The sequence below is a fragment of the Archangium lipolyticum genome (assembly GCF_024623785.1).
Lineage (GTDB): Bacteria > Myxococcota > Myxococcia > Myxococcales > Myxococcaceae > Archangium > Archangium lipolyticum.
On the sequence record NZ_JANKBZ010000004.1, the window covers coordinates 584,633 to 606,493 of the forward strand.

At 68.4% G+C, this 21,861-nt stretch carries 23 protein-coding genes; 11 read left to right on the forward strand and 12 right to left on the reverse strand.

Annotated features, from left to right (window positions below; genetic code table 11):
- The first annotated feature begins 28 nt into the window (after window positions 1–28).
- A complete protein-coding gene (locus NR810_RS12705; RefSeq protein ID WP_257451903.1) occupies window positions 29–1,315 on the forward strand; it encodes an AlbA family DNA-binding domain-containing protein in 1,287 nt (428 codons plus the stop codon).
- Window positions 1,316–1,395: 80 nt separating this feature from the next.
- On the opposite strand, the gene NR810_RS12710 is transcribed toward NR810_RS12705, so the two are convergent.
- A complete protein-coding gene (locus NR810_RS12710) occupies window positions 1,396–2,610 on the reverse strand; it encodes a serine hydrolase domain-containing protein (RefSeq protein ID WP_257451905.1) in 1,215 nt (404 codons plus the stop codon).
- Between the two features lie 75 nt (window positions 2,611–2,685).
- Between NR810_RS12710 and NR810_RS12715 the strand changes: the two genes are divergently transcribed.
- The 5 genes from NR810_RS12715 (at window position 2,686) to NR810_RS12735 (ending at window position 6,499) form a co-directional block, all read left to right on the forward strand.
- Window positions 2,686–3,339, forward strand: coding sequence for a TetR/AcrR family transcriptional regulator (locus NR810_RS12715; protein WP_257451907.1), 654 nt, complete (start codon window positions 2,686–2,688; stop codon window positions 3,337–3,339).
- 9 nt (window positions 3,340–3,348) lie between these two features.
- On the forward strand, window positions 3,349–4,239 hold the full coding sequence (locus NR810_RS12720) for an alpha/beta fold hydrolase (RefSeq protein WP_257451909.1): 891 nt from the start codon (window positions 3,349–3,351) through the stop codon (window positions 4,237–4,239).
- Window positions 4,240–4,248: 9 nt separating this feature from the next.
- Window positions 4,249–5,196, forward strand: a complete 948-nt coding sequence (locus tag NR810_RS12725; RefSeq protein WP_257451911.1) for a phosphotransferase — start codon at window positions 4,249–4,251, stop codon at window positions 5,194–5,196.
- A 368-nt stretch (window positions 5,197–5,564) separates the two neighbouring features.
- The gene (locus NR810_RS12730) at window positions 5,565–5,813 is read left to right on the forward strand and encodes a hypothetical protein (RefSeq protein WP_257452018.1); all 249 of its coding nucleotides are present in this window, start codon (window positions 5,565–5,567) and stop codon (window positions 5,811–5,813) included.
- Window positions 5,814–5,824: 11 nt separating this feature from the next.
- Window positions 5,825–6,499, forward strand: a complete 675-nt coding sequence (locus tag NR810_RS12735; protein WP_257451914.1) for a hypothetical protein — start codon at window positions 5,825–5,827, stop codon at window positions 6,497–6,499.
- Here NR810_RS12735 and NR810_RS12740 read toward each other — a convergent pair.
- The 7 genes from NR810_RS12740 to NR810_RS12770 all read right to left on the reverse strand — a co-directional run bounded on the left by NR810_RS12740 (window position 6,487) and on the right by NR810_RS12770 (window position 13,254).
- Window positions 6,487–7,047, reverse strand: a complete 561-nt coding sequence (locus tag NR810_RS12740) for a GrpB family protein (protein WP_257451916.1) — start codon at window positions 7,045–7,047, stop codon at window positions 6,487–6,489. The two genes, NR810_RS12735 and NR810_RS12740, sit on opposite strands and share 13 nt — an antisense overlap.
- Complete coding sequence (locus NR810_RS12745; protein ID WP_257451919.1) at window positions 7,044–9,614, reverse strand: GMC oxidoreductase; 2,571 nt, start codon at window positions 9,612–9,614, stop codon at window positions 7,044–7,046. Before NR810_RS12745 ends, NR810_RS12740 begins: the two co-directional genes overlap by 4 nt.
- Before the next feature lie 13 nt (window positions 9,615–9,627).
- Window positions 9,628–10,236 carry a hypothetical protein gene (locus NR810_RS12750; protein WP_257451921.1) on the reverse strand — a complete coding sequence of 203 codons (609 nt, stop codon included), beginning with the start codon at window positions 10,234–10,236 and terminating at the stop codon, window positions 9,628–9,630.
- A 156-nt stretch (window positions 10,237–10,392) separates the two neighbouring features.
- Window positions 10,393–10,965: a hypothetical protein gene (locus NR810_RS12755; protein WP_257451924.1), complete on the reverse strand. Its 573-nt coding sequence runs from the start codon at window positions 10,963–10,965 to the stop codon at window positions 10,393–10,395.
- Between the two features lie 16 nt (window positions 10,966–10,981).
- Window positions 10,982–11,491, reverse strand: coding sequence for a PaaI family thioesterase (locus tag NR810_RS12760; RefSeq protein ID WP_257451927.1), 510 nt, complete (start codon window positions 11,489–11,491; stop codon window positions 10,982–10,984).
- Between the two features lie 27 nt (window positions 11,492–11,518).
- Window positions 11,519–12,691 (reverse strand): acetylornithine transaminase, encoded by a 1,173-nt coding sequence (locus NR810_RS12765; protein ID WP_257451930.1) that lies wholly within the window; start codon window positions 12,689–12,691, stop codon window positions 11,519–11,521.
- A 107-nt stretch (window positions 12,692–12,798) separates the two neighbouring features.
- Complete coding sequence (locus NR810_RS12770; protein ID WP_257451933.1) at window positions 12,799–13,254, reverse strand: ester cyclase; 456 nt, start codon at window positions 13,252–13,254, stop codon at window positions 12,799–12,801.
- A 305-nt stretch (window positions 13,255–13,559) separates the two neighbouring features.
- Between NR810_RS12770 and NR810_RS12775 the strand changes: the two genes are divergently transcribed.
- Window positions 13,560–14,204 carry a DUF3575 domain-containing protein gene (locus NR810_RS12775; RefSeq protein ID WP_257451935.1) on the forward strand — a complete coding sequence of 215 codons (645 nt, stop codon included), beginning with the start codon at window positions 13,560–13,562 and terminating at the stop codon, window positions 14,202–14,204.
- A gap of 19 nt (window positions 14,205–14,223) precedes the next feature.
- On the opposite strand, the gene NR810_RS12780 is transcribed toward NR810_RS12775, so the two are convergent.
- Window positions 14,224–14,994, reverse strand: coding sequence for a peptidoglycan recognition protein family protein (locus tag NR810_RS12780; RefSeq protein ID WP_257451937.1), 771 nt, complete (start codon window positions 14,992–14,994; stop codon window positions 14,224–14,226).
- A gap of 185 nt (window positions 14,995–15,179) precedes the next feature.
- On the opposite strand from NR810_RS12780, the gene NR810_RS12785 reads away from it, so the two are divergent.
- Window positions 15,180–15,737 carry a hypothetical protein gene (locus NR810_RS12785; RefSeq protein ID WP_257451940.1) on the forward strand — a complete coding sequence of 186 codons (558 nt, stop codon included), beginning with the start codon at window positions 15,180–15,182 and terminating at the stop codon, window positions 15,735–15,737.
- A gap of 71 nt (window positions 15,738–15,808) precedes the next feature.
- Window positions 15,809–17,224: a dGTP triphosphohydrolase gene (dgt, locus tag NR810_RS12790; protein ID WP_257451942.1), complete on the forward strand. Its 1,416-nt coding sequence runs from the start codon at window positions 15,809–15,811 to the stop codon at window positions 17,222–17,224.
- A 3-nt stretch (window positions 17,225–17,227) separates the two neighbouring features.
- Here the strand turns inward: dgt and NR810_RS12795 are convergent, their stop codons facing one another.
- The 3 genes from NR810_RS12795 to NR810_RS12805 form a co-directional block, all read right to left on the reverse strand.
- Window positions 17,228–18,103, reverse strand: coding sequence for an imm11 family protein (locus tag NR810_RS12795; RefSeq protein WP_257451944.1), 876 nt, complete (start codon window positions 18,101–18,103; stop codon window positions 17,228–17,230).
- Window positions 18,104–18,188: 85 nt separating this feature from the next.
- Window positions 18,189–18,989: a hypothetical protein gene (locus NR810_RS12800; RefSeq protein ID WP_257451946.1), complete on the reverse strand. Its 801-nt coding sequence runs from the start codon at window positions 18,987–18,989 to the stop codon at window positions 18,189–18,191.
- 199 nt (window positions 18,990–19,188) lie between these two features.
- Window positions 19,189–20,409 carry a hypothetical protein gene (locus NR810_RS12805; protein ID WP_257451948.1) on the reverse strand — a complete coding sequence of 407 codons (1,221 nt, stop codon included), beginning with the start codon at window positions 20,407–20,409 and terminating at the stop codon, window positions 19,189–19,191.
- Window positions 20,410–20,586: 177 nt separating this feature from the next.
- Here NR810_RS12805 and NR810_RS12810 point away from each other — a divergent pair, with 177 nt between their 5' ends.
- Complete coding sequence (locus NR810_RS12810; protein ID WP_306818086.1) at window positions 20,587–21,225, forward strand: RNA polymerase sigma factor; 639 nt, start codon at window positions 20,587–20,589, stop codon at window positions 21,223–21,225.
- Window positions 21,222–21,737, forward strand: a complete 516-nt coding sequence (locus NR810_RS12815) for a zf-HC2 domain-containing protein (protein ID WP_257451950.1) — start codon at window positions 21,222–21,224, stop codon at window positions 21,735–21,737. The genes NR810_RS12810 and NR810_RS12815 overlap by 4 nt, the downstream gene beginning before the upstream one ends.
- The last annotated feature ends 124 nt before the right edge of the window (window positions 21,738–21,861 follow it).

Below are 21,861 nucleotides of genomic sequence, written 5' to 3' on the forward strand. Positions count from 1 at the left end.
CGTCATCGACGAGACGAACGGCCACGCCATGTCCTTGCCGGTCGGCGGAGAAGAGTGTCGGATGCTCCAGTTGGCCTCAAGACCGGGTCCTGACTTCTTGATGGAATCTTCCAACGACGACTACGACACCTGGGAGGGGCTGCTCGAATTGGTAGCGGACGGAGTCACCGAGAGCACGCACCTCGATTTCAAGCGCGATGCCTACGCGAACCCGCAGAAGCCCAAGGAGAAGCAGGAGGAGGACAAGGACGAGCTCCGACGTGATGCCACCGCATTGGCGAACAGCGGGGGCGGTGTCCTGCTGATTGGCGTGGAGGAGGACGCGAATGGCAGAGCCGGAGCCGTCCCTGGGATACCGCAACCACTCAAGCAGGAGAGCTGGGCAAGAGACGTCCTCAGCCGGTTCGTCGAGCCGCCCTTCACCCGCTCAGCACTCGAGGTGAGAACCCTCTTCGATCCGCAGGATGAGACCCGAGGCGTCGTCATCGTTCGAGTCTCGGGCTGCGAGCCTGGCCTCCCGTATGCCGTTGAGGGCAAGGGTGATGTGCCGCTGGATTTCTGGATCCGCGCGGACAAATCCAAGCGACGGATGCCGTACTTGCAATTACGGGCAAGCTTCCGCGGCGACATCACGGATGTCACGAGTCAGAGCCTTGATGCACAGGCCATCTCGGAAGTGCGAAAGCTCGGACACTCGTTGAAGGTAGCGCGTGGGGATCTTTCCAAATCAGTGGAATTGCTCGAACAACTGCGGTTCTACGCTGTGGAACATGGCCATGGATACAGCGATCGTGTCCGAAGCGAGGTCATGCAGGCAGCAGGAGAGGCACTGCACCATTCACGCGCGGGTATCTCTCCGATTGTCGCGCGGCTGGCCATCGACATCATCGACGAGGCGCTGCCCTTCTTCCACATGCGCTACCCCTCTGGCAGAGAAGTGCTTGAGACAGAGCGCGACCTTCTCCGGCAAGCCGCCGCATATGGGTGGGAACTTGCGTACGACGGAGCGAAGTACCTCAAGGATCTCCGAATCATCAGCCCTGGCAGCCACCTGCTGGGCATCATTCTACGGATCGCGTATTTGAACGGTCTAGACGATCTCCAGGATCAGATTCTCGATGAACTGAGGACCCTCAGGGAGATCTCGGAGGAGCGCGGGCTGCTCGATGCAGTCCGGGTCCTGGACTATCAACGAGATCAAGGTCTAGAGGATCCCGACGGTCCGGGTATCGACATACCCAAAGGCTTGGGGTGGGCAATCCTTGGACACGAAGGTCCGGACGAAGATGACGACGAAGATGACGATGACGCTTGAGGCAGATGGCACGGTGACGGCTCCGAAACAACCGGCGCTGCCCGCCACCGTGCGCTGAGCTCCCGGTAGTGGCCTCCGTCTCAGTTGCCGGCGCCGTAGATGGCGTCACGCACGGAGACGGTGAAGGCTCCCGACATCCCCTCGAAGGCCGTGTTGGTGAGCGCCACGACCGTCAGGCGGCGCTGCGGATCCACGAACCAGTTGTGGCCATAGGCTCCGCCCCACTGGTAGGTCCCCGCCGACTGCGGGGTGCGCGTCTTCGCCGGGTCGACGAGCACCGCCCCCACGAAGCCGAAGCCCCAGCCAGGCCCTTGGGTCTCGGCCTCCGGGCCCACCTGCGCGGTGCTCAGTTGCCGCACGGTGGACTCCGCCAACACCGGCGCGCCGCCCTTGCGCAACGTCTCCAGGAACTTCAGGAAGTCGCCCGCCGTTCCCACCATGCCCGCCCCTCCAGACGGGAAGGCACGCGGGTTCAAGGCTCGACCGGGGGCGAAGCGGACCCCAACGCCGTTGTAGACCACCACCTGGTCCTGGCCCATGCGCACCGGCTCCGGCTGTCCGTCCGCGTACGGCGTCGCGAGCCGCTTCACGTCCTTCACGCTGAAGCCCGTGTCCGACATCCCCAGTGGTCCGGTGACGAGCCGCTCGACCACCCGGGGCAGCGGCGCCCCCCCGGCCCGGGCGACGACCGCGCCCAGAACGTCCGTCGCCACGGAGTAGTTCCAGCGCTTCCCCGGCTCGAACGACAGCGGCACCGAGGCGATCCTGCGAAGGTTCTCCTCCAAGGTGACCTCGGACCCGTCCAGGCCATCGGAGACCCCGGCCCGGTGATACGGCCCCTGCTCGGACTCCATGAAGCCGTAGGTCAGGCCCGAGGTATGGGTCAGCAGATGGCGCACCGTGATGACGGGCTCGCGGCCATCCGCCAGCTTCGGCCGGAAGGTCGGAATCCACTTCGTGACCGGATCCTCCAGCGTAAGCTTGTGCTGGTCCACCAGCGCGAGCGCCGCCGCGGAGACGAGCGGCTTGGACATGGACGCCAGGCGGAACAGCTCGTTCTCCCGCATGGGACGCCCCGCCTCGCGATCCGCGAAACCGGCGGCCCGCCGGTAGACGACCTTGCCGTCCTTCGCGACGAGGACGACCGTCCCAACGATGCGCTTCTCCGCGATCGCTCGATCGATGACCCCGTCCAGACGCGCCACGAGGGCGCGCTCCTCGGAGACGTCGGGGGGAGTGGCGGGAGACTGAGCGAGGCTGACGGCCACCAGGGCGGTGGCGATGGCAGAATACATGGGATGGCTCTCCTGTTTATGTAGCGACCGCTCCGTAAATAAGAAGCCCCTCCCCTCGTTTCAATAGTGACCGCTATGAAAAACGACTCTCTCTCGGAACGGCGCCCGCGTGGGCGCCCTCGCGGCTTCGACAGCTCGAGGGCACTCGACCAGGCCCTGGAGGTGTTCTGGAGGCTGGGGTACGAGGGCGCGTCGATCGCCGACCTCACCGAGGCGATGGGCATCACCCCCCCCAGCCTCTATGCCGCGTTCGGGTCCAAGGCCGAGCTCTACCGGCAGGTGCTCGCGCGTTACCGGGCCAGCCAGGGCGCATCCCCACCCCGCGCACTCACCGAGGAGCCCACCGCCCGCGCCGCCATGGAGCGGGTCCTGCGCGAGGCCGCCAGGGGCTTCTCCAGCCGGGAGCACCCGCGCGGATGCATGATCTCGACGGCGGTCCTGGCATGTGCGGAAGAGAACCAGCCGGTCGCCGAGCATGTCGCCACCCTGAGAGCGGATGCGCTGGCGGCGCTCCGCACCCGCATCGAGCAAGGCATCGCCGAGGGGGAGCTGCCGGCCGGAACGGACGCGGCGGCACTCGCTCGATATTTTGGTGCCCTCATCCAGGGCATGTCGGTGCAGGCACTGGATGGCGCGAGCGAGGCCGAGCTCCTCGCGCTCGTGGAGATCGCGATGCGGGCCTGGGACAAGGTGGCCCAGAAGGCATCGACGCCACGAAAGAAGCCATGAGGAGCCCATATGTCCGAGCGGATGGTGCGTGCGGGAGATGTCGATCTTTGGAGCGAGGCCCTGGGTGACCCATTCAATCCCCCGGTGCTGCTCATCATGGGAGCGAACGCCTCCGCGATGTCGTGGCCGGACGAGCTCGTGCGGCTCCTGGTCTCGCGAGGCCTCTACGTCATTCGCTATGACCACCGTGACACGGGCCGATCGACCTGCCGGGACTTCGCCGGGCATCCCTACTCGCTCGAGGATCTCGCGAGCGACGCCGTCGCCGTGCTGGACGGCCATGGCATCCAGGCCGCTCATGTGGTGGGTCTATCCATGGGATGCTCTCTCGGCCAGGTGCTGGCACTCGATCACCGCGAACGCCTGCGGACGTTGACGCTCCTCCTCGGCGCCGCGCTCGATGTCGATTTCGTGGGCAACCTCCGGCGAGCGCTCGCGGGCGAGCCCTCTCCCGATGGACTGCCAACCCCGGACCCGCGTGTGCTCGCGGAGATGGGAAGGCTCTCGACACCGTGCGCGGAGCGCGAGGCGGAGCTCGATCGGCGCGTGGCCATCTGGTCGGCGCTGGCCGGCGATGCCCTGCCTTTCGATGCCGCCGAGTTCAGGCGTTACGAGGAGCGAGTGATGGAGCACGCGGGCACCCTCGTGCAACCTACCGCCCACGCCCTGGCGACGCCCGTGGCGCTGTCACGAGGCGCCGAGTTGCGGCAGGTGACCACGCCGACGCTGGTGCTCCAGGCGCCCAGGGATCCGCTCAACCCGCCACCGCACGGGCGACACCTCGCCGAACTGATTCCCGGGGCCCGGCTGGCGGAGATACCCGGGATGGGTCACGCGCTGCCCCGCGTGATTCACGAGAGACTGGCCGAACTCATCTGCGCGCAGGCCAGTAATGGGTAGGATGATGGGATGCCCATTGCCCACCTGACTCCCAGCGACCTCGAGGCCCGTACGGCACGTGCCATTGCCGCGGCGACGAGTGCGGGCCGTGCACTCGGACTCGACGTGACCGCCCCGAAGGTCCTGCATGACGTGTTCTCCGTCGTCGTGCACCTCGCGCCATCACCCGTGGTGGTCCGCGTCCCCGTGGTGCTTCCGCCCGGGCTCGACGGGGCGCCGCAGACCGCGCGTCAGGCGCGCGAGCTGGCCGCGGTCTCATGGCTGGCCGATCGAGGGCTCCCAGTCGTGCGACCGAGTCCCCTCGTCCCCCGTGAGCCCGTACGGCGGGACGGCTTCTCGATGACGTTCTGGGAACTCGTGGAGGTCGACACCTCGCGCCAGCCGGACTTCGTCGCCGAAGCGGCGCTCGCGGCCGACCTGCACGCGGCGCTGCGCGACTACCCGGGCGAGCTTCCGTTCCTCTCCCCCATCGCCGCGACCGTGCCCACCTGCCTCGCGCTCCTGGAGGAAAACCCCGGGCTGCTGGCCCCCGCCGACCTCGAGCGGGCTCGGAGCGAGTGGGCCATCCTCGGGCCCGTGCTCTCGTCGCGCGAGAGCTTCGCCAGGGCGTTCCCGGGTGTCGGCATCCAGCCGATCCACGGTGACGCACCGTCGTACAACATCATCCGTACGACCTCGGGAGTGCGCTACGCGGACTTCGAGGACGTGAACCTCGGCCCGGTCGAATGGGATCTCACGTTCCTCGGCCCGGACGGTACCGCCGTCTACGACGCCGCGGCGGCGCGAGCAGGCGTGAGGCCTCTCGACCCGGCTGTCCTGCGCGTCATGGAGACCGCGCGGATGCTTCAGGTGGTCGCCTGCTACGCCCTCGTGCCACAACTGCCGATGCTGGCCGAGGGGCTCGCGCCCTCGCTCCAGAGCTGGCGGACGATGCCGTTCGCGGGCGGGCTGGGCTGAGCATTCCCTGATACGTCACACGTCTTACAGACTTGAAGCCTCGTGGTCCGCTGGGGAGGTGAGGCATGTCCACCCGTCTCGCAGGCCGGTGCCCGGTCAGCGTAAGTCAGCTCACCAGGTTGGACGTGCTGACTTTGATGGTGCTCATGCTCCAGATGGGCTGCGCGACGAGCACGCCATCGAGAGGCCTCCTGGAAGGCGGCTACCACTATCGGCCGCAGACGCCCCATGACTGGGGGGCGCGCCCCTCTTCCAACAGCGGAGTTGGTGCTCGAGAGCAGCCCACCCCGACACGGAGGCAGGAGAGCGTTGCCAACCACCAGGAGGAAACCCGGGAGCGGGTGAGGCGGGTGGAGCAGGCCCGGGCTGTGAAGCTGGTGCTCGCGGCGCAGCGCGAGGGGAGAAACCCGGACGCGGCACGCGAAGCCGAGGCAGACAGGGCGCTGGCACGGGTAGTGGGCCTGTGCAACGGAGTGGAGGAAGTGGGGGCGACGCTGGTCTTCAACTTCTGGGCGGAAGGGGGCCCTGTCGATCCACCAGGAATGATGAAGACCGCCGAACAAGCCAGGAAGGTAGCCATGCGCGAGTTGCGGAGCCGATTCCCTGGCCTTGAATAGGAGGAAGACAGATGGAACTGCCTCTTGCGTTGCCTGGTTTGGATCGGCTGATGGGGTTGTGCCAGCGCTTGAATTTGAGGTTGGAGACGTTGCCACCCGCCCGTGAACCACCGAGGGCTGGGAGTTCGTTGGAGGGCCTCCCTTTCGATCCGGTCCTGGCGAGTGTCTATGCGCGTCTGGGATACGCGGCATTCGCCACGGAGTTGATAGGAATCGGGTGGATTCTTGATCGATCCGACGACCAGGTGCATGAGCTGGAGGAGAACAACAAACGCTGGCGGGAGAAATGGTGGGAAGAGCTGGGTGAGCCCGTGATTGTCTTCGGTGGCGATATCTACACCTATGCCACCGTGCCAGGCCTCGCGGATCAGTGGGGCAGACAGCCCGTGGTGGAGGTGAACACCCAGGAATTCGATGGACCCCACGTGCTGCCCGTGGCCTCGAACGTGGACCGGTTCTTCGACAGTTACTCACGCTACCTGGAAGCCCTCGTCGCGGACTCTCGCTACCAGGAGTCCGGTGAGAAGGAACTCATCTTCCCTTGGGATGCAGCCGACATCCTCGCGCGGGACGAGCCATTGGTGGAGTTGATGCGCTCGGGGCGCTTCGACTCGTTGATGAAGAACATGAAAGAGAGCAACGCGACACGCCGCTGGTTCGCGAAGGTGACGGGTCACCCGGAGTGACCCGGTCCGGGCGTTTCGCCCCGCGACGTGCTCGCCCACGCCAGCGCTCTCTCCACCAGCGAGGTGACGAACGCGTTCTTCCGCTGCGAGTACGTCGAGAAGAGCCGCGCGCCGTGCGCGTAGGCCTCGCGCTTCTCCTCGGCGTAGGCCTTCACTTCGTCAGGGTGCGCGCGCAGGTAGTCGCGGACGGCGAGCTGTGAGGTGAAGAAACTCCCTCCCTCCTCGGCGATGGCGACGTTGAAGTCGGGCGGCCCCCGCCGCCGCAGGTAGAGCCTGCCCGGAATGAACACCTCGCCGAAGTCCTCGTAACCGAGCGCGACGAGGCGTGGCGTGGCGGCCCTTCCCTCATCGAGGGAGCGCACCCCCACCAGGAGGTCGACGATGGGTTTGCCGGTGAGCCCGGGCACCGCGGTGCTTCCCACGTGCTCGAGGCGTGTGACCACGTCACCCAGGGCTTCTCGCACGCGCTCGGCCTCGGCGGCGTAGAGCTCCGGCCATCGAGGGTCGGGCTCGGACAGGATGATGGGCTCGTCGACGTTGGAGGTCACGTCATCAGCCTCCCACAATGATGCGCCAGGGCCATGATGGTCCACTGGGGATTCACCCCCGCGACGTCGGGGAACACACTCGCATCGCACACGCGCAGATTGCGCAGGCCTCGCACGCGGAACTGCTCGTCCACCACGGAGATCGCGGGGTCCGTGCTCATGGCATTGCCGCCCTGGGGGTGACCCGTCCCCATGCGCAGTTGGGCCGGGCTGGTGAGCGCATCGATGAAAGCCTGCACGTCGGCCTCGCTCCGGATCCGGTACCCGAGCCGTGTGCCGGCGACCACCTCCGTGGGCTTGAGGTCCGTGCTCGCCAGGAAGGCCCGCGCCACCGTGGCGATGCCCTGGCGGAACCGCCCCAGGTCCTGCGCGAGCGGCAGGCGGATGTGCGCCTGCTTCTTCCCATCCAGGGTGATGATGCCCTGCGGCTCGACCCCCACCAGCGGCGCCACCACCACTCCCCGCGCATAGTTCATCATCCGCTGGAAGTGGTCCTCGAAGTACCCGGGCATGGCAACCGCCAGCGACCCCGGGGGCGCGTACCAGGACTCGATGATGAACCCGCTCCCCTCCTCGGGCATGAAGTAGTGGGAGATCTGCAGGCTCGGGCGCGGATGCACGACCCGGTCGAAGAAGGCGAAGACCGGGGTACCCACGTTGGCGCTGAAGCGCCGGCCCACCGGCACGCCCCGGTCCCCCAGCGCCTGGCGCACGTCGCTCGAGGCGAGCAGCAGCGCCGACGAGGCGATGGCCCCCGCACACAGGATGAACTCCTTCGCGCGCACCGTCACCCGGACCCCTTCGACGTCCACCACCAGCGAGGTGACCGCGCGGGTACCGTCCGCCCCCTTCCGTGTCGAGAGATGGATGTCCACCACACGCGCGTTCGGCACCAGGTGGCAGTCGCGCTCCAGGGCCCTGGGCAGATGCACCTGCATGGCATTGAGCTTGCGCTCGGAGCCACACCCGCTGTTGCACAGGCCCAGGCCCTGACAGTCCTTCAGGTTGACCAGGTTCTCCCACAGGCCAGGGCTGGGTGGCTCGTCCACACGCGGCTTGCGCGCCTCCCCCAGCCCCCCCAGGAAGCGCGTCGCCGGGTTGGTGAAGGCGGTGCTCTCGGACATGGGCTTGATCCCCACCTCCCGTGCCATCGCCAGGTAGGCCTCGCGCAGGGTGGCGGTGTCGATGGGGAAGCCCACCCCCTGCCAGCGCTCCAGTTGCGACTGCGGCAGCTGGAAGCAGATGGCGTTGTTCACCGTGCCGCCACCGCCGACACACGCGCCCTGGAGCACGGTGACGGCGCCGCTGAGCGCCTCCTCGGAGCCTTCATCATTCGCCACCTGCAGGCCCGAGCGCTTGTACAGCCGCGCCGTCATGGTCAGGTCGTCGGTGCTCATGTCCCGCTCGGCCACATAGGGACCCGCCTCCAGCAGGAGCACGCTCTTGCCCGCGGCTGTCAGGCGCTCGGCCAGGATGGAGCCCGCCACTCCCGATCCGACGATGGCCACGTCATAGGTGCGCGCCTCGGGCATGCGCCGGATGGGCAACACCCGCTGGTGCTTGGGCTCGAAGACCGGGCGCTTGTAGCCCACCAGCGCGTCCGTCTTCGGATGCGCGAAGTACGGCAGCGCCACCATCTGGAACATCAGCTCGAAGGTGGTGCGCAGCCAGCTTCCCTCGGTGCGGTTGAGCGTCTCGCGCACCCACTTCTCCAGCTCGGGCAGGAACCCCTGCGCAATGGGCGCGAAGGTGCCCAGCACATCCAACCGCGTGCGGATGTCGTTGAGGTCCTCCGCCTTGGAGGTCCGGATGAAGCTCTGAAGGTTGAGGATGACGTCGCGCGTGGTGGGGCCGGGGCGCGGGAGCGGCTTTGGCAGCATCACCGCCGCGATCAGCGACAGGGCGCGCCACTGCACGGGCGAGAGGTACCGGTCCCTGTCCACACTGAACAGGAAGGGGATGTTCTCGTACACCTGGCTGAGCTGGTCGTTCATGAAGGTCAGGAACGCCGCGGTCGCCTCGAGCGCATCCGCGGGCCCGCTCTCGTTGGTGGCCTGCATGGAGACAATCTGGTCCAGCAGCTCGGTGGGGAGCACCCGGGTGGTACCCGCCGCCACCTGACGTCCGGTGTCGTCGAATACGCGGATGAACAGCGTGGAGAGGTCCGCCGCCGAGTCGAAGCCCCGGTCATCCACCAGGCGCTTCTCTCCGGTGACGGCGTAGCGCCGGCCGTCGTCGGCCACGAAGCCGAAGGAGAAGTCGAACACCTTGCGCCGCCCATCCGGTGAGGTGTTCCGGTAGAGGACGATGGTGCCATCCTGGCCCACCGGCGTCCCCCGGTGCGCGTGCCCGCGCCACTCCACCGCGCCTCCGACGATGGAGGCCTGATGCACCCCCGCGTTGATGAAGTCGCGCAGCCGGGGGATGGCCACCTCCAGGGTGAAGCGGAAATTCTTCGACCGACCCTTCCCCCGGGCCGCTCCCTCCTCGGGTGTGGACACCCCCTCGGCGAGGAAGCCACTCATCGACTCCCGGAACCTCAACCCCACTCGGTCACTGAAGCTCATCACTGCCTCCTCACTAGGGACTTGGGTCGTCGCGCACCACGAACTGGAGCCGCATGCCTCGTAGCCGCGGCAGCTCCGCCACGGCGCGCTCTCCCACCCACTGCGCCGGCAGGTACTCCCAGGTCAGCACGGGGGAGCCGCCAGCCTCGCCCGGCCCGACATCCCCTGGCCGTTCGGCGGCAAGTGTCAGGTCCTCGGGGTCGGAGCCCACGGGCAGCGACGACAGCGGAATGGAGAGGATCGGCCCCTTGCCATTGGAGGGCTCGAGCATGGGAGAGATCAGCAGCAGCGGCCCCACCGGGGCGACGTTCGGCTCCGCGGGATGTCCCGGCCCCTCATCGACGCGCATGCTCAACAGGAGGCCCTGAGGGCCGATGGCTCCGGCGGGGACCTCCAGCCGGGGACCGCCCTGTGACAGCGAGAGACTCCCGCCAGAGGGACCGAGCGAGCCCGCGACGCGGGAGCCATCGCCCACCAGCGCCACGGTATTTTCAGGGGGAGGGGGCGGGGGGCCATCGGGCTGGATGTGCCATTGCGTACAGGCGCTCGCGACGAGCAGCACCACGGCCAGCCAGGCGTGCAAAGGTACGCGTGGTGCACGCTGAAACGCTCGCTCCCTCATGGTTCCCTCTCCGGTGGATGCCCGCGGCATGCACAGGACAGAGGACGTGGGCGCGACTTGTGACATCGCGAGAAGGACGCGTGCCTGGGGAGGAGGGCTGGCCTTCTACATCATGAGGTTGGCCGCCCGCTTCCGCCCGCTCGTCTCCATGATGAACTACCGTGATTCGGACAGGTGCCGGGTCGCGAGCCACTTCTTCCCGTTGAACAGGTAGACCCACGTGGCATTGCCCTCGCCCCAATCGACCAGGCCCTGCCGCGCCGTCTTGGGCTCTCCATTCGGGCCGGGCTTGGACCTTGGACCGTAGAGCTGGAGGCAGCTCACCTCACGCGGCAGCGCCCGCACCTCCCTCACCTGCCCATCACGCGTGAAGAGCACCCGCACGGGCACGGACTGGTTGCACGAATAACCCTTGCCCGGAAACGCGTAGTCCGGCTGGCCGTCCTTGTCGAAATCCCCCTGGACGCAGGGCCATCCGCTCGTCTTCAGGGTGTTCAGCTCCACGCCAATCTCCTCGAGCTGGGATGCCGCCGTGCCGGGAGTACCCACGCACAGGCACTTCCAATTCTTCTCCGGCGAACACTCCGGTTCCGCATGGGCGAACGCCACTCGCTGGCCGTCCGGCTCACCACGGGGTGAGGCATCCGCATATCCCAGGGCCGCCAGTGAAAGCGCCCAGGTCCACAGCCAACGCAACTCCATCACTCGGCGCTCCCGTCGTGCATTCATCGGGTTTTCTCCTTCTTCAGCCACCGGTCTTCGTATCCTTCCGGTCGTGCGCCGCCGCTGTCAGTTGCGCGGTATCGACGCGGACGAAGATCGAATCGCCCATCGCCGTCAGCGTGTCGCCGGCATGGACCTCGCAGATGATCCGGCTCTTGCGGCCGAGCTCGCCTTCGACCCGCGCGCGAAGGGTGAGCGGCCCCCCCATGGGCGTGGGCTTGATGAACTTGATGCCGAGGTTGCCGGTGACGCATTCGATTCGCGGCAGACTGCCGGGTTGGCGGCCCTCGGCGCGGTAGTGGTAGGCCATCGCGGTCCAGTTCGAGTGGCAGTCGACCAGCATCGCGATCAATCCGCCGTACACCAGGTCGGGCCAACCCGTGTATCTGGCCTCGGGGGTGTGGCTGGCCATGACGTGGATGCCGTCCTCATGCCAGTAGCTCTTGATGTGCAGACCGTGCGGATTGTCGCAGCCACAGCCGTAGCAGATGCCCTCTGGCGCGGCGAGTTCTTGCAGAGATGCGGTGCCCATTGTTTGTGAGTCCCTCCAAGGTGATGCTCAGCCCACCGCGCGGTGAGCCGCCGAGAGCTTCTCGAGCAGCGTGTCCACCTGGGCCGCGGTGATGATGAGTGACGGCGCGATGCGCAGCGTGTTGTTGCCCGCAACTCCGATGACGAGCCCCTCCGCGAGGGCCGCCTTCACCAGCTCGGCGGGAGGCCGCTGGAGCTGGACGCCCAGGAGGAGCCCCTTGCCACGCACCTCATGAGTGGGGCCGAAGACGCGGCGCAGGCCCTCCAGGAGCTGATGGCCCCGCTCCACGACGTTGCCCAGGAAGCCCGGCGAGGTGACTTCCTTCATCACCGTCAGTCCAGCGGCGCACGCGAAGGGATTGCCACCAAACGTGGTGCCGTGCAGACCGGGCTTCAGCAGCGCGGCCACGGGCTCGGTCGCGAGCACCGCGCCGATGGGGACGCCGCCGCCGAGCCCCTTCGCCAGCGACATCACGTCGGGGGTGATGCCTTCGTGCTGATAGCCGAACATCCGCCCGGTGCGGCCAATGCCCGTCTGGATTTCATCCACCACCATGAGGGCTTGGTGGCGCGTGCACAGCTCCCGGACCCGGGTCAGGAATCCCGCGGGAACCGGACGCACACCACTCTCTCCCTGGATGGGCTCGATGAACACACCGGCCACGTCATCCTTCATGGCGGCGGCGAGCGCGTCCACGTCCCCGAACGGAACGAAGTCCGTGGGAGGCAGGGGCTCGAACGGCGCGCGGTACGCGGGCGTGTGCGTGATGCTGAGGGCGCCGAGCGTGCGGCCGTGGAAGCTCCCCTCGAAGGCGATGACGCGGCGCTTGCGGCCCTCATGCGCCACGTTGCCCCACAGGCGCACCAGCTTGTAGGCCGCCTCGTTGGCCTCCGCTCCCGAGTTGCAGAACAGCATCCGCCCTGGAAACGCCTGGGGGACGATGCTCGCCGCCAGCTCCTCCTGCCCCAGCTGCCCGAAGTGGTTCGAGGTGTGGAGCAACGTCGCGGCCTGCCGCGACAGCGTCTCCACGAGCTTCGGGTGCGAATGCCCCAGGGTGCACACCGCCACGCCGGCGAAGGCATCGAGGTACTCACGGCCCGCGCCGTCGTACAGGTAGCAGCCATTGCCACGGACGAAGCTCACGTCCTGACGGCGGTAGTTCTGGATGAGGAAGGAGCTGGGAGTGGTGGTGACGTTCAATTCGGAAATTCCCTCGTGACAGGCCATGGGGAAGAGCGTCGGCCCGTTGATCGCGCCCCTACCATGCGTGAACCCGTGTGACGAGCCCCAAAACCTCCCGGGCCCCCTCACGCCAGGGAAGCCCCGGAGCGTTCACCCTCCTCGGAGGCTTCGGCCAATGGCCTCACCACCCCGAGCTGCCGCAGGTAGCCGAAGGTGTCCCACTCGCTCGTGTCCTCGACGAGCCGGCCGTCCTCGAACTCGGAGAGGGTGATGCCCTCCAGGGTGACATGCTGGCCTCGGGGCTCCACCCCGAGCAGCCTCCGAGCGAGGTTCCCCTCCATGTGCCACCGGATGATGACGGTGTCCCCCTCGGCGTAGACGGCGAGGATGCGCACCTCCAGGTTCGGGAAGCAGGCATGCAACAGCCGCACGTAGGCCTTCACGCCCGCGAGGTCCGCGCCCCCCGTGAGCGGGTCATGGCTCACGTAGCTGGGATGGCAGAGCTCGTCGAGCACCTCCACCCGCCCCGCTCCGTACACTTCCTCGATGATGCGCCGGGCCGCTTGCTTGAGGCTGGCCATGACACTCCTCCTCGGGACGGGCATCCCCTCCCGGACCCGTCCCCCATCCTCGAAGATAGGAACGAAGGACCGGAGCGCCGCGCTGGCCCGCCGTCAAGGAGCACGGCCACGCGAGCGCTGTCTGACCGGGACAAGCTGTCACGCGCCTCCGCGAGCACGGCCGCCAGTCTGTCCGACTGAGAGGCGAAGCGAACCACGGCTTCCCTCGAAGCCCTCCGTCCAGAGCAAGGGAAGACCGTCTGGCACACGCGCTGCAACCCTCGCGGCACGCGCCGCTGGCCGGACGGTGCATGGGAGGGATTGCAATGCGCACATGGATTCGTTGGGGAGCTGTCGCAGTCGGAGTGGGAGTGGGCCTGGTGCCGTCGGGGGGCCGTGCCGAGCAGCACGCACAGGAGCGGCGCACGGTGGCGTTGGCGCAACCGCTGTATGCGCTCTCGGGACAGTTCGGGGCTACCGTGGAGCACGCACTGAGCAAGCACGTGACGCTCGCCGCGACGCTCCAGCTCAACGCGCTGGTCGACCGGAGCACGTTCGGCTCCGCCTTGAACACCACCACCCGGCGCTTCGGCGTGGGACTGGAGCCGGGCGTGCACTTCTACCTCTCGGGCCAGGCTCCCGAGGGCTTCTGGGTGGGTCCGCACCTCGAGGCCTCGGTGCTCCAGCGAAACGATGTCCACGAGTCCGTCTCCCCGGAGGGGGCGCAGACGGTGAGGACTGGCTCGCGGACGCTCAGCTACGGAGGGAGCGCGTGGGCGGGCTACACCGCCATCCTCGCCCCGGGATTGTCCGCCCAGGTGGGAGTGGGGCTCGTGGCACTCGTTCGCGACACGGACTCATCCCCCGAAGGCATGTTGGGGAGCACCCTCGGGGGGCTGTCGGGTTCCATCAGCCAGAATGGCTGGTGGGTGGGCCCGCGCATGTCGGTGGGCCTGGGCTGGGCCTTCTGAGACGGCTCCTGGCGAGGTGCTAGAGGACCTGGTCGACGGCGCGGCGCACGCGCTCCCAGTCGAAGTTGTCCGCCGGGTCCGTCTTCCGGCCCGGAGCCACGTCGCGGTGGCCGAGGATGTTCTCCTTGGGCACCTTGTACGTCCGGGCCAGGTACGGCACGAGCTGCTCCAGCGCGCGGTACTGCGCCTCGGTGAAGGGCGTCTGGCCGCTGCCGTCGTTCGTTATCTCGATGCCGATGGAGCGCGCGTTGACGCTGGGAGTCGTCTCGCCCCGCAGCGAGGAGACGCCAGCGTGCCAGGCCACCTTGTTGTCCGGCACCAGCTGATAGAGGGTGCCGGTGGGTGACAGGAGGTAGTGCGCGCTCACCCGGCTCCCCTTGGAGCTGCGCAGCGTCGCCAGGTCCACCGAGACGCGGTTGGAGCCGGTGTGGTGGAGCACGATGACGTCGATGTCCACCCCGTTGCGCGACTCGAAGTTGGGCGAGGGCTTGGACACCACGGGCGGCTTGTGCACCGGCCTCAGCGCCTTGAGGAGCGCGGTGCGGGTGACGGGCCCGTAGGCGCCGTCCGCGGTGAGCCGCCAGTCGCGCTGGAAGCGCATGAGGGCGTCCTTCGTCTTCGGCCCGAAGTCCCCATCCGCCCTGCCCCCCAGGTACTTGAGCTGGATGAGCACGAACTGGAGCCGCTGCACCTCGAGGCCCTTGCTGCCCTCGGACAACGGGCCCTCGGGCAGCTCCGGCCCTGTCGGGGTGATGGCCACGGCAGGGGCATTGGAAGTCGGCGTCGGCATGGTCCTCTCCGGGTGTGAGGTACGGACACTCCGCGTCCAGGACGCATTATCCCCCCTGGACTGACCTGGCCGCGCGCCCGCGGAGGTCGAGGTGTCCGAATCCTATCGGCCCGGAGGCTTCCGGCTATAAGGCGCGACCGGAAGTCCCTCCCGCCTCACCCCACATCCACCCGAGGTCACACACCATGCGTCCAGCCCAGCTCGTCCCGCTCGCCCTGTTCCTGCTGCCGCTGCACTCCGCCCTCGCCGCCGAACCGGCCAAGGGAGCCTCCCGTCCCGCCTCCGAGGCGAAGCCCGCCTCCTCCGATACGGCGCTCGCGCCCCTGGTGAGCGCGGATGGCACGGGCGCGGCCCCCGGCGCCAAGGGGCTCGTCTTCGGCGTCAACCAGCTGCCGACGATTGGCGGCTTCTACTATGTGAGCCCCGTGGGCTCGGTGCGCGCCGGCCTGGGCTTCACCATGAACTTCAAGCCGGACGTCAACGCCCAGTTCGCCATCGACGCCAGCTACCGCCACCACCTGCTCACCGGCAACCTGCGCCCCTTCGCCGAGGGCGGCATCAGCTTCGGCTACTCCGGTGACGTCGACTTCGCCTTCGGCGGAGGCCTCGGCATCGAGTACTTCATCGTCCCCCAGCTGAGCGTGTCCGGCATCGTCGGCGCCCAGCTGCGCTTCGACAACGGCGGCGACTCCATCAGCATCCCCTTCGCCACCACCGGTCTGATGCTCAACGTGTTCCTCTGACACCGGGGGCGGCGGGAGGTTGACGGCCCGGGAACTTGCCGTTGTCAGACCCGGGCTCAGGATAGGCCTCCGTGAGCACTCAACGAACCGATCGGTGGCGTCAGCTCCTCTCCACCCACCGGGTGGGCAATCCGCAACACCGCGCGCCCGCGCCGGACAGCGCGGACGAGCGGACCGAATTCGACAAGGACTACGACCGCATCGTCTTCTCGAGCGCCTTCCGGAGCCTGCACGACAAGACGCAGGTGTTCCCGCTGTCGACGAGCGACTACACGCGCACGCGGCTCACGCACAGCATCGAGGCCTCGTGCGTGGGGCGCTCGCTGGGGCAGCTCGCGGGGCGCGGCCTGAGGGCCCAGGACGTGGAGGTGGACCCGTCCTGCCTGGGCACCATCGTGGCGGCGGCGTGCCTGGCGCACGACATCGGCAACCCGCCCTTCGGGCACTCGGGAGAGGCGGCCATCCAGCACTGGGTGGAGCGGAACTTCCAGCGCTTCGTTCCGGTGGAGAAGCAGGACGCGAAGCACCCGTTCGCCACCGAGGGCGAGTGGAAGGACCTGGCCAGCTTCGAGGGCAACGCGCAGGGCTTCCGCATCCTCAACCGGCTGCAATCGCGCAACCGGGATGGCGGGCTGCGCTACACCGTGGCGACGGTGGGGGCGATGAGCAAGTACCCGAGGCCCTCGGTCCTGCCGCGCGGGCGGGACAGGGACAAGGCACGCATCTCGGAGAAGAAGTTCGGGTTCTTCCAGGACGACGCGCAGCTGGCGCGCGAGGTGTACGGCAAGCTGGGATTGGTGGAGCGCGAGCCATACGTCTTCAGCCGGCACCCGCTGGCCTTCCTCGTCGAGGCCGCGGATGACATCTGCTACGCCATCATCGACCTGGAGGACTCGGGGAAGCTGGGCCTCATCCCCATGGAGACCGTCTGCTCGCTGATGGAGGACGTGGCGGCGCTCCAGCCAAGCTTCAAGCCCTTGAAGGACAGGGTGGACTGGGAGTCGCGGCTGGGGCGGGCCCGGGCCGGGGCCATCTTCGCGCTCATCCAGGAGTGTGTGACGGCGTTCGCCGAGCATGTCATCGCGATGGAAGCGGGAAGCTTCGAGCAATCGCTGGTGTCGGCACGGCCGGAGGCGGGCGAGCGGCTGAAGACGATCACGAACATCACTCGCGAGAAGGGGTACTGGAGCGAACGGGTGCTGCAGATCGAAGCCGCGGGCTTCCGGACGCTGGGAGGTCTGTTGGACAGGTTCGCGCCCGCGGTGCTGGCGGACAGACCGAACCGGGAAGAGGAGAAGTTGCGGCAGTTGCTGCCCCTGGAGTTCTTCCAGCGCCCGGGCCCGTACGTGGAGAGCCGGAAGGAAGCCATCGAGCGGCTCAATCCCTACCAGCGGCTGCTGTGCGTGACGGACTACGTGTCCGGGATGACGGATGGCTTCGCGGTGGACCTGTACCAGCGGCTCTCGGGAATCAAGCTGCCGGGCTGAGGCTCAAACCTCCATGAAGCCAAGGCCGCTCAGGCCCTCTTCCTCCAGGGCCAGCTTGAAACGCTCGGAGACGATGAGGGCCCCCTGCCAACCCCAGGGACGGAAGATGTTGGCGTCCCCGATCTTCTCCGGGTCCACCTTCATCCCGACGACGTTGCGGTAGTGGCCCACCTTCTCGGGCACTCCGTGCCTGGGCTCCCAGAAGGTCACCTCTTCGCACCGGGACTCATCGATGCATTTGATGACGCGAAGGGGATTGAGGACGAAGTAGGGCTCCGGGTGTTCTTCCACCCGAGCCGGGATGAACTGCACTTCGTGCTGGATGCCCAGCCGCTCACAGAGGGCGACGAAGCGGCCGTTGACGACGGGGACGTTGAGGCCCGTCAGGCTGAAGTCCAGCGCGTGCCCTTGCTGACCCAGGAGGAGGACGAGGGGCTTCTCCGTGGCGAAAACCAATCCTTGATGCAGCCGCCAGGGGATGACCTGCTGCCCCTGCTCATCCCTTGGACCCTTCACATGCCAGCGCCCAGGGATGTGCACGTCGTCAATCAGGCGAAAGTATCGAGCAGGGTGTCTCATGTTCGCCGAGGACCCGAAGAGAGGACCTGCCGTGACCACGTCCATCGGAAATCGGAATGCCGCCTCCATGGCCGCGACGAAAGCCCGCGCGTCCTCCACGGAAAAGCGTGTGAGCGCCGGGTCCGGCGGAAGGTGCTTGAAGGTGAGCACGAGTCCGCGCCCGTATGGCGGGCCGTGGTGTTCGCGCACCGCCACGGACTCCAGCACGTGGAGGCGCGACTCGACGTCAGGTGGAACTGCTCGGACCGGGAGCGGTAACAGGAGCAGCAGGCAGAGGGTGAGGACGGCTCGCTGCGGCATGAGAGCTCTCATTGCCCAGCGTAGCAGCGAAGCCGCTTGCCCGTTGTTTCGTTCGAGCAGCCGCCGGAGCGGGTTCACTCCTCCCCTATCGAGTCCGCGCACGGGCGGGAGGCACCACTTCGATCTCCGTCACCGGATTGCCGCGCGTGTAGAGGCTGGCGGAGGCGCGTACGACGGTGCCCTCCTGGATGCTCTGCAGCGACACCTGCTGTCCCTGGCGCAAGACACGCACGTTGGGAGCGAGTGACAACGTATTGGCGGCGCCAGCGTCATCGACGAGCACGAGCCGCTGCTGGGACACCGAGCGCACGCGGCCCGTGTAGATGACGTTGGCCACGGCGTAGCCCTGGTTGTCGGTGTCCGGACGGGCCTGGGCGCCACCCGCGCCACCACCGCCCACGCCTTCATTCACGGGAGTGCCACTCTCCTGGGCTCTCGCTGGCGCCTCCGCGTTGGGGTCTCCTAGCCCCGTGGCTCCGGCCGGAGCCTCCGCGTTGGGGTCTCCGATTCCGGCGGACCCACTGCCGCCCACGCCCTGTCCGGCGCCCCCTGCCTGCTGGGCCTGCACGAGCTGCGACCGCATCCGCGCGAGCTCCAGCTGAAGCCGGGCCACCTCCGCTCGCAACCGGGCGATCTCCTGCAGTTGCCGGGCATCGACGCTCGACATCTGCTGGTTGCCCGTCGTCTGCTGCCCCGTGTCCTCCGCCTGCCCCGAGCCTCCCGTAGCGTCCGTCGCTCCCGGCACGTCCGAGCCCTGGGTGGGCTGCTGTACCGTGCTCCCCGTCCCCGGGTACTGGGCGTCCTGAGCCAGACTCCGCGTGGCGCCGCACACGAGGAACAAGCCAAGCACCGCGATCCCGAAATCCCACCAGGTCGGCTTCCGCATCGACGCCGCGCTCCCTTCTTCTTGTAGAACGTTGGGCGACAGCCACTCTCGGGCAACCGGCGCCAGCACCGGGCGAAGTGGGAAGCACGCGTCCGGCCCCCTGCCCGTTCCCCTGAATGACTACCGCCGTCGCGAGGAGCCGTGAGCAAGGCCACGGCCCCTCATTCCCTCGCTGGACCCGCGGCAGGCCGGTCGGGGCTCACTGCTGAGAGCCCGGTGGCACCGCCATCCGTTGCCCGGGCCCCATCTGTTCCCGGCGCTGTTGTTGCTGTTGCCCCCGCTCTTCCTGCTGCCGCTGCCGTTGCTGCTGGGCAGGCTGCGCGACGATGTAGCGCGCGACCTCCTCCCCGGAGGAGATGAGCTCGAACGAGGTCCGTACCTGCGTCCCCTCGGGAATCTGGCTCACGCGGATGCGGCTCAGCTGGGGACCCCTGAAGGCCTTCGTCTCCTCGTCGATGCGGAGCCGGTAGAGGCTGCCGTCCGAGGTGTCGACGATGTCGATGTGCTTGGACGTGACGTCGCGCACCCGGCCATCGAACACCGCGGTGGCGACGGTGACGGGACCTCGCACCTGAATGTCCGCCGTGTTCGGGGTGCCCGTGCCACCGCCGCCCGTCCCGCGCAGACCGGCCACCTCGCTCTCCAACTGGGCCACGCGCTGGCGCAGGGTGAGCAACTCGCGCTGCATCGCCTCGGGGCTCTGGGGTACGGCGGGCTGCTGCGCCGAAGCCTGTCCCCCGACACCTCCACCCGTGCCGACTCCTCCGCTCCCAGCAGCACCGCCCGCACCGGCGCCTCCGCCTACACCGGCGCCTCCGCCTACACCGGCGCCTCCGCCGCCACCCGAGCCGGTCCCGGTCGTGCCCGTACCGCCGGTCCCCGCCTGTTCACCCGGCTCCGGCCCCACCCGCGTCCCGATATCCACGGGGGGTGTCGCGGACGGAATCTCCGAAGTGGTGCCACGGTAGGTGGGACCCGTCGCTCCTCCAGTCCCCGTCCCGCCCGTTCCCGCCCCACCTGCCCCGGCTCCGCCCGCTCCTGCCCCACCCGTCCCCGTCCCGCCCGTCAGCCCCTGATCTCCGCCCTGTGTGGTCTGCTGCTGGGACACACCACTCTGCCCACCTGTCCCCTGCGCTCCCGCGCCGCCCGTGGCGGGCTGGCCCTGGGTCGTCCCCACCGAGCCGGCCGACTGCTGTCCGGGCGCCCCAGGGGTTCCCAGCCCGGTCGTGTCCTGGCCCCGCTGAATGCTGCCCGCCCCCGAAGGGCTCGCCTGTGTACCCGGCGCCTGGGCTCCGCCAGCCCCCGCGGCTCCTCCTACCCCCGCGGCGCCTCCCGCGCCTCCCGCGCCTCCGCTCTGCTGCGCCAGGGCCACCAGAGGGGCAGTCCCCAAGGCCAGCGCCATCCAGATGGCTCTCCGCATGCCGTCCTCCTCGTCGTCCCCCTCCCCGTGGCGCAAAGGTGGGAATTGTTCGTGGAGGGACACACCCGGCCCGCCGCATGCCCCTGCCCCCCTGGCGGCTCCCCGGGCCAGCGAGGCCCTATTTGACGGACCGGGCCGGGATGAAAGAGAACGGGCGGTGAAACTCCCGGCGGCTTCATGTCACCACGGCGCGTGGCCCACCTCTTCGCGGTGCGAATGACGACCCTGGCCGGCGGCGCATCCTCGGCGCAGGACGCCGAGCGCCGGCTGCTGACGCGCGCGCGGCAGGGAGATCCGGTCGCCTTCCGGTCCCTCTTCGAGCAGCACGCACCGGCCGTCTGGCGCTTCCTGCGCGACCTGTCCCGGGACGATGCCGCCGCGGACGAGGCCACCCAGGAGACCTTCGTACGCGCGCACGGGAAGCTCGGGGCGCTGCGCGACGAGGCGCGGCTGGCCTCGTGGCTGCTGGGCATCGCGCGCCACGTGTACCTCGAGTCCCGCCGGGGCCGGGCGGTGCACCTGGACGCCGCCGCCGAGGAGAACGAGCTGCTCCTGGAGGCGGCGCTGCCCACGCCCTCGCCGGAGGATCTGCTGCTGGACCGTGAGTTGGAGGGGCTGTTGGCGGAGGCGCTCGGGGAGCTGCGCGAGGAGCGTCGAGCGGCGCTGCTGCTGCGCATCGACCATGGCCTGCCGTACGAGGAGATCGCCCAGGTGATGGGCTGGTCCATCCCCAAGGTGAAGAACGAGATCCACCGGGCGCGGTTGCAGCTGCGCGAGCGGCTCTCCGCCCACGTGGGAACCGGAGGTCGTCCATGAGCCACCCGTGCCGAGAATCGGACCTGGACGCGCTGCTGGCCGAGGAGCTGCCGGCGGAGGAAGCGGAGCGCGTGCGCGAGCATGTGGCCACGTGCGCGGGGTGCACGCAATCCCTGGCGTGGCTGCGGATGGAGCGCGGGTGGATGGCACAGCGGGCCAGGCGCATGCCCGCGCGTGCGGCGTTGAACTTCGGCGCGCTGGAGGCCCGGCTCCGGGCGGCGGCGGCGCCACGCCGGGGAGAGTGGTCGCACCGGGGGATGATGGCGATGGGGGCCGTGGCGGCGGTGGCCTTCGTGCTGCTCAGCCTCTTCCCCCAGAACCCCACGCTGACGCTCTCCGAGGAGCCCTGGCGGGACGGGCTCGTCTCGGTGGCGCAGGTGCCGGCGTGCATGGACCCGAGCGTCGAGGCCGTGGCGCGGGTCGAGGCGAGCTTCGGCGCGTGCCTGCTGGCGTCGCCGGCGCACCCGCTGCGTGGGGAACGGGAGCGCCGCGCCAGTCTCCAAAGCCCGTGACTGGTTGCACGAGTGGGTGGATCGACACCGCTCCTGACTATGTCCAAAAACTTCGTGGACACTCCACTAGAGCACTTGCACGTGTGGGGACCCACGCTGCTCCGGTCACCGGCACCACACTGAC

Bases quoted from the DNA above. Each gene is read 5' to 3' on its own strand.
- NR810_RS12705 (WP_257451903.1), top strand. From the start codon at position 29: ATGTCCTTGCCGGTCGGCGGAGAAGAGTGTCGGATGCTCCAGTTGGCC.
- NR810_RS12710 (WP_257451905.1), bottom strand. From the start codon at position 2,610: ATGTATTCTGCCATCGCCACCGCCCTGGTGGCCGTCAGCCTCGCTCAG.
- NR810_RS12715 (WP_257451907.1), top strand. From the start codon at position 2,686: ATGAAAAACGACTCTCTCTCGGAACGGCGCCCGCGTGGGCGCCCTCGC.
- NR810_RS12720 (WP_257451909.1), top strand. From the start codon at position 3,349: ATGTCCGAGCGGATGGTGCGTGCGGGAGATGTCGATCTTTGGAGCGAG.
- NR810_RS12725 (WP_257451911.1), top strand. From the start codon at position 4,249: ATGCCCATTGCCCACCTGACTCCCAGCGACCTCGAGGCCCGTACGGCA.
- NR810_RS12735 (WP_257451914.1), top strand. From the start codon at position 5,825: ATGGAACTGCCTCTTGCGTTGCCTGGTTTGGATCGGCTGATGGGGTTG.
- NR810_RS12745 (WP_257451919.1), bottom strand. From the start codon at position 9,614: ATGAGCTTCAGTGACCGAGTGGGGTTGAGGTTCCGGGAGTCGATGAGT.
- NR810_RS12750 (WP_257451921.1), bottom strand. From the start codon at position 10,236: ATGAGGGAGCGAGCGTTTCAGCGTGCACCACGCGTACCTTTGCACGCC.
- NR810_RS12755 (WP_257451924.1), bottom strand. From the start codon at position 10,965: ATGAATGCACGACGGGAGCGCCGAGTGATGGAGTTGCGTTGGCTGTGG.
- NR810_RS12760 (WP_257451927.1), bottom strand. From the start codon at position 11,491: ATGGGCACCGCATCTCTGCAAGAACTCGCCGCGCCAGAGGGCATCTGC.
- NR810_RS12770 (WP_257451933.1), bottom strand. From the start codon at position 13,254: ATGGCCAGCCTCAAGCAAGCGGCCCGGCGCATCATCGAGGAAGTGTAC.
- NR810_RS12775 (WP_257451935.1), top strand. From the start codon at position 13,560: ATGCGCACATGGATTCGTTGGGGAGCTGTCGCAGTCGGAGTGGGAGTG.
- NR810_RS12780 (WP_257451937.1), bottom strand. From the start codon at position 14,994: ATGCCGACGCCGACTTCCAATGCCCCTGCCGTGGCCATCACCCCGACA.
- NR810_RS12785 (WP_257451940.1), top strand. From the start codon at position 15,180: ATGCGTCCAGCCCAGCTCGTCCCGCTCGCCCTGTTCCTGCTGCCGCTG.
- NR810_RS12795 (WP_257451944.1), bottom strand. From the start codon at position 18,103: ATGCCGCAGCGAGCCGTCCTCACCCTCTGCCTGCTGCTCCTGTTACCG.
- NR810_RS12800 (WP_257451946.1), bottom strand. From the start codon at position 18,989: ATGCGGAAGCCGACCTGGTGGGATTTCGGGATCGCGGTGCTTGGCTTG.
- NR810_RS12805 (WP_257451948.1), bottom strand. From the start codon at position 20,409: ATGCGGAGAGCCATCTGGATGGCGCTGGCCTTGGGGACTGCCCCTCTG.
- NR810_RS12810 (WP_306818086.1), top strand. From the start codon at position 20,587: ATGTCACCACGGCGCGTGGCCCACCTCTTCGCGGTGCGAATGACGACC.
- NR810_RS12815 (WP_257451950.1), top strand. From the start codon at position 21,222: ATGAGCCACCCGTGCCGAGAATCGGACCTGGACGCGCTGCTGGCCGAG.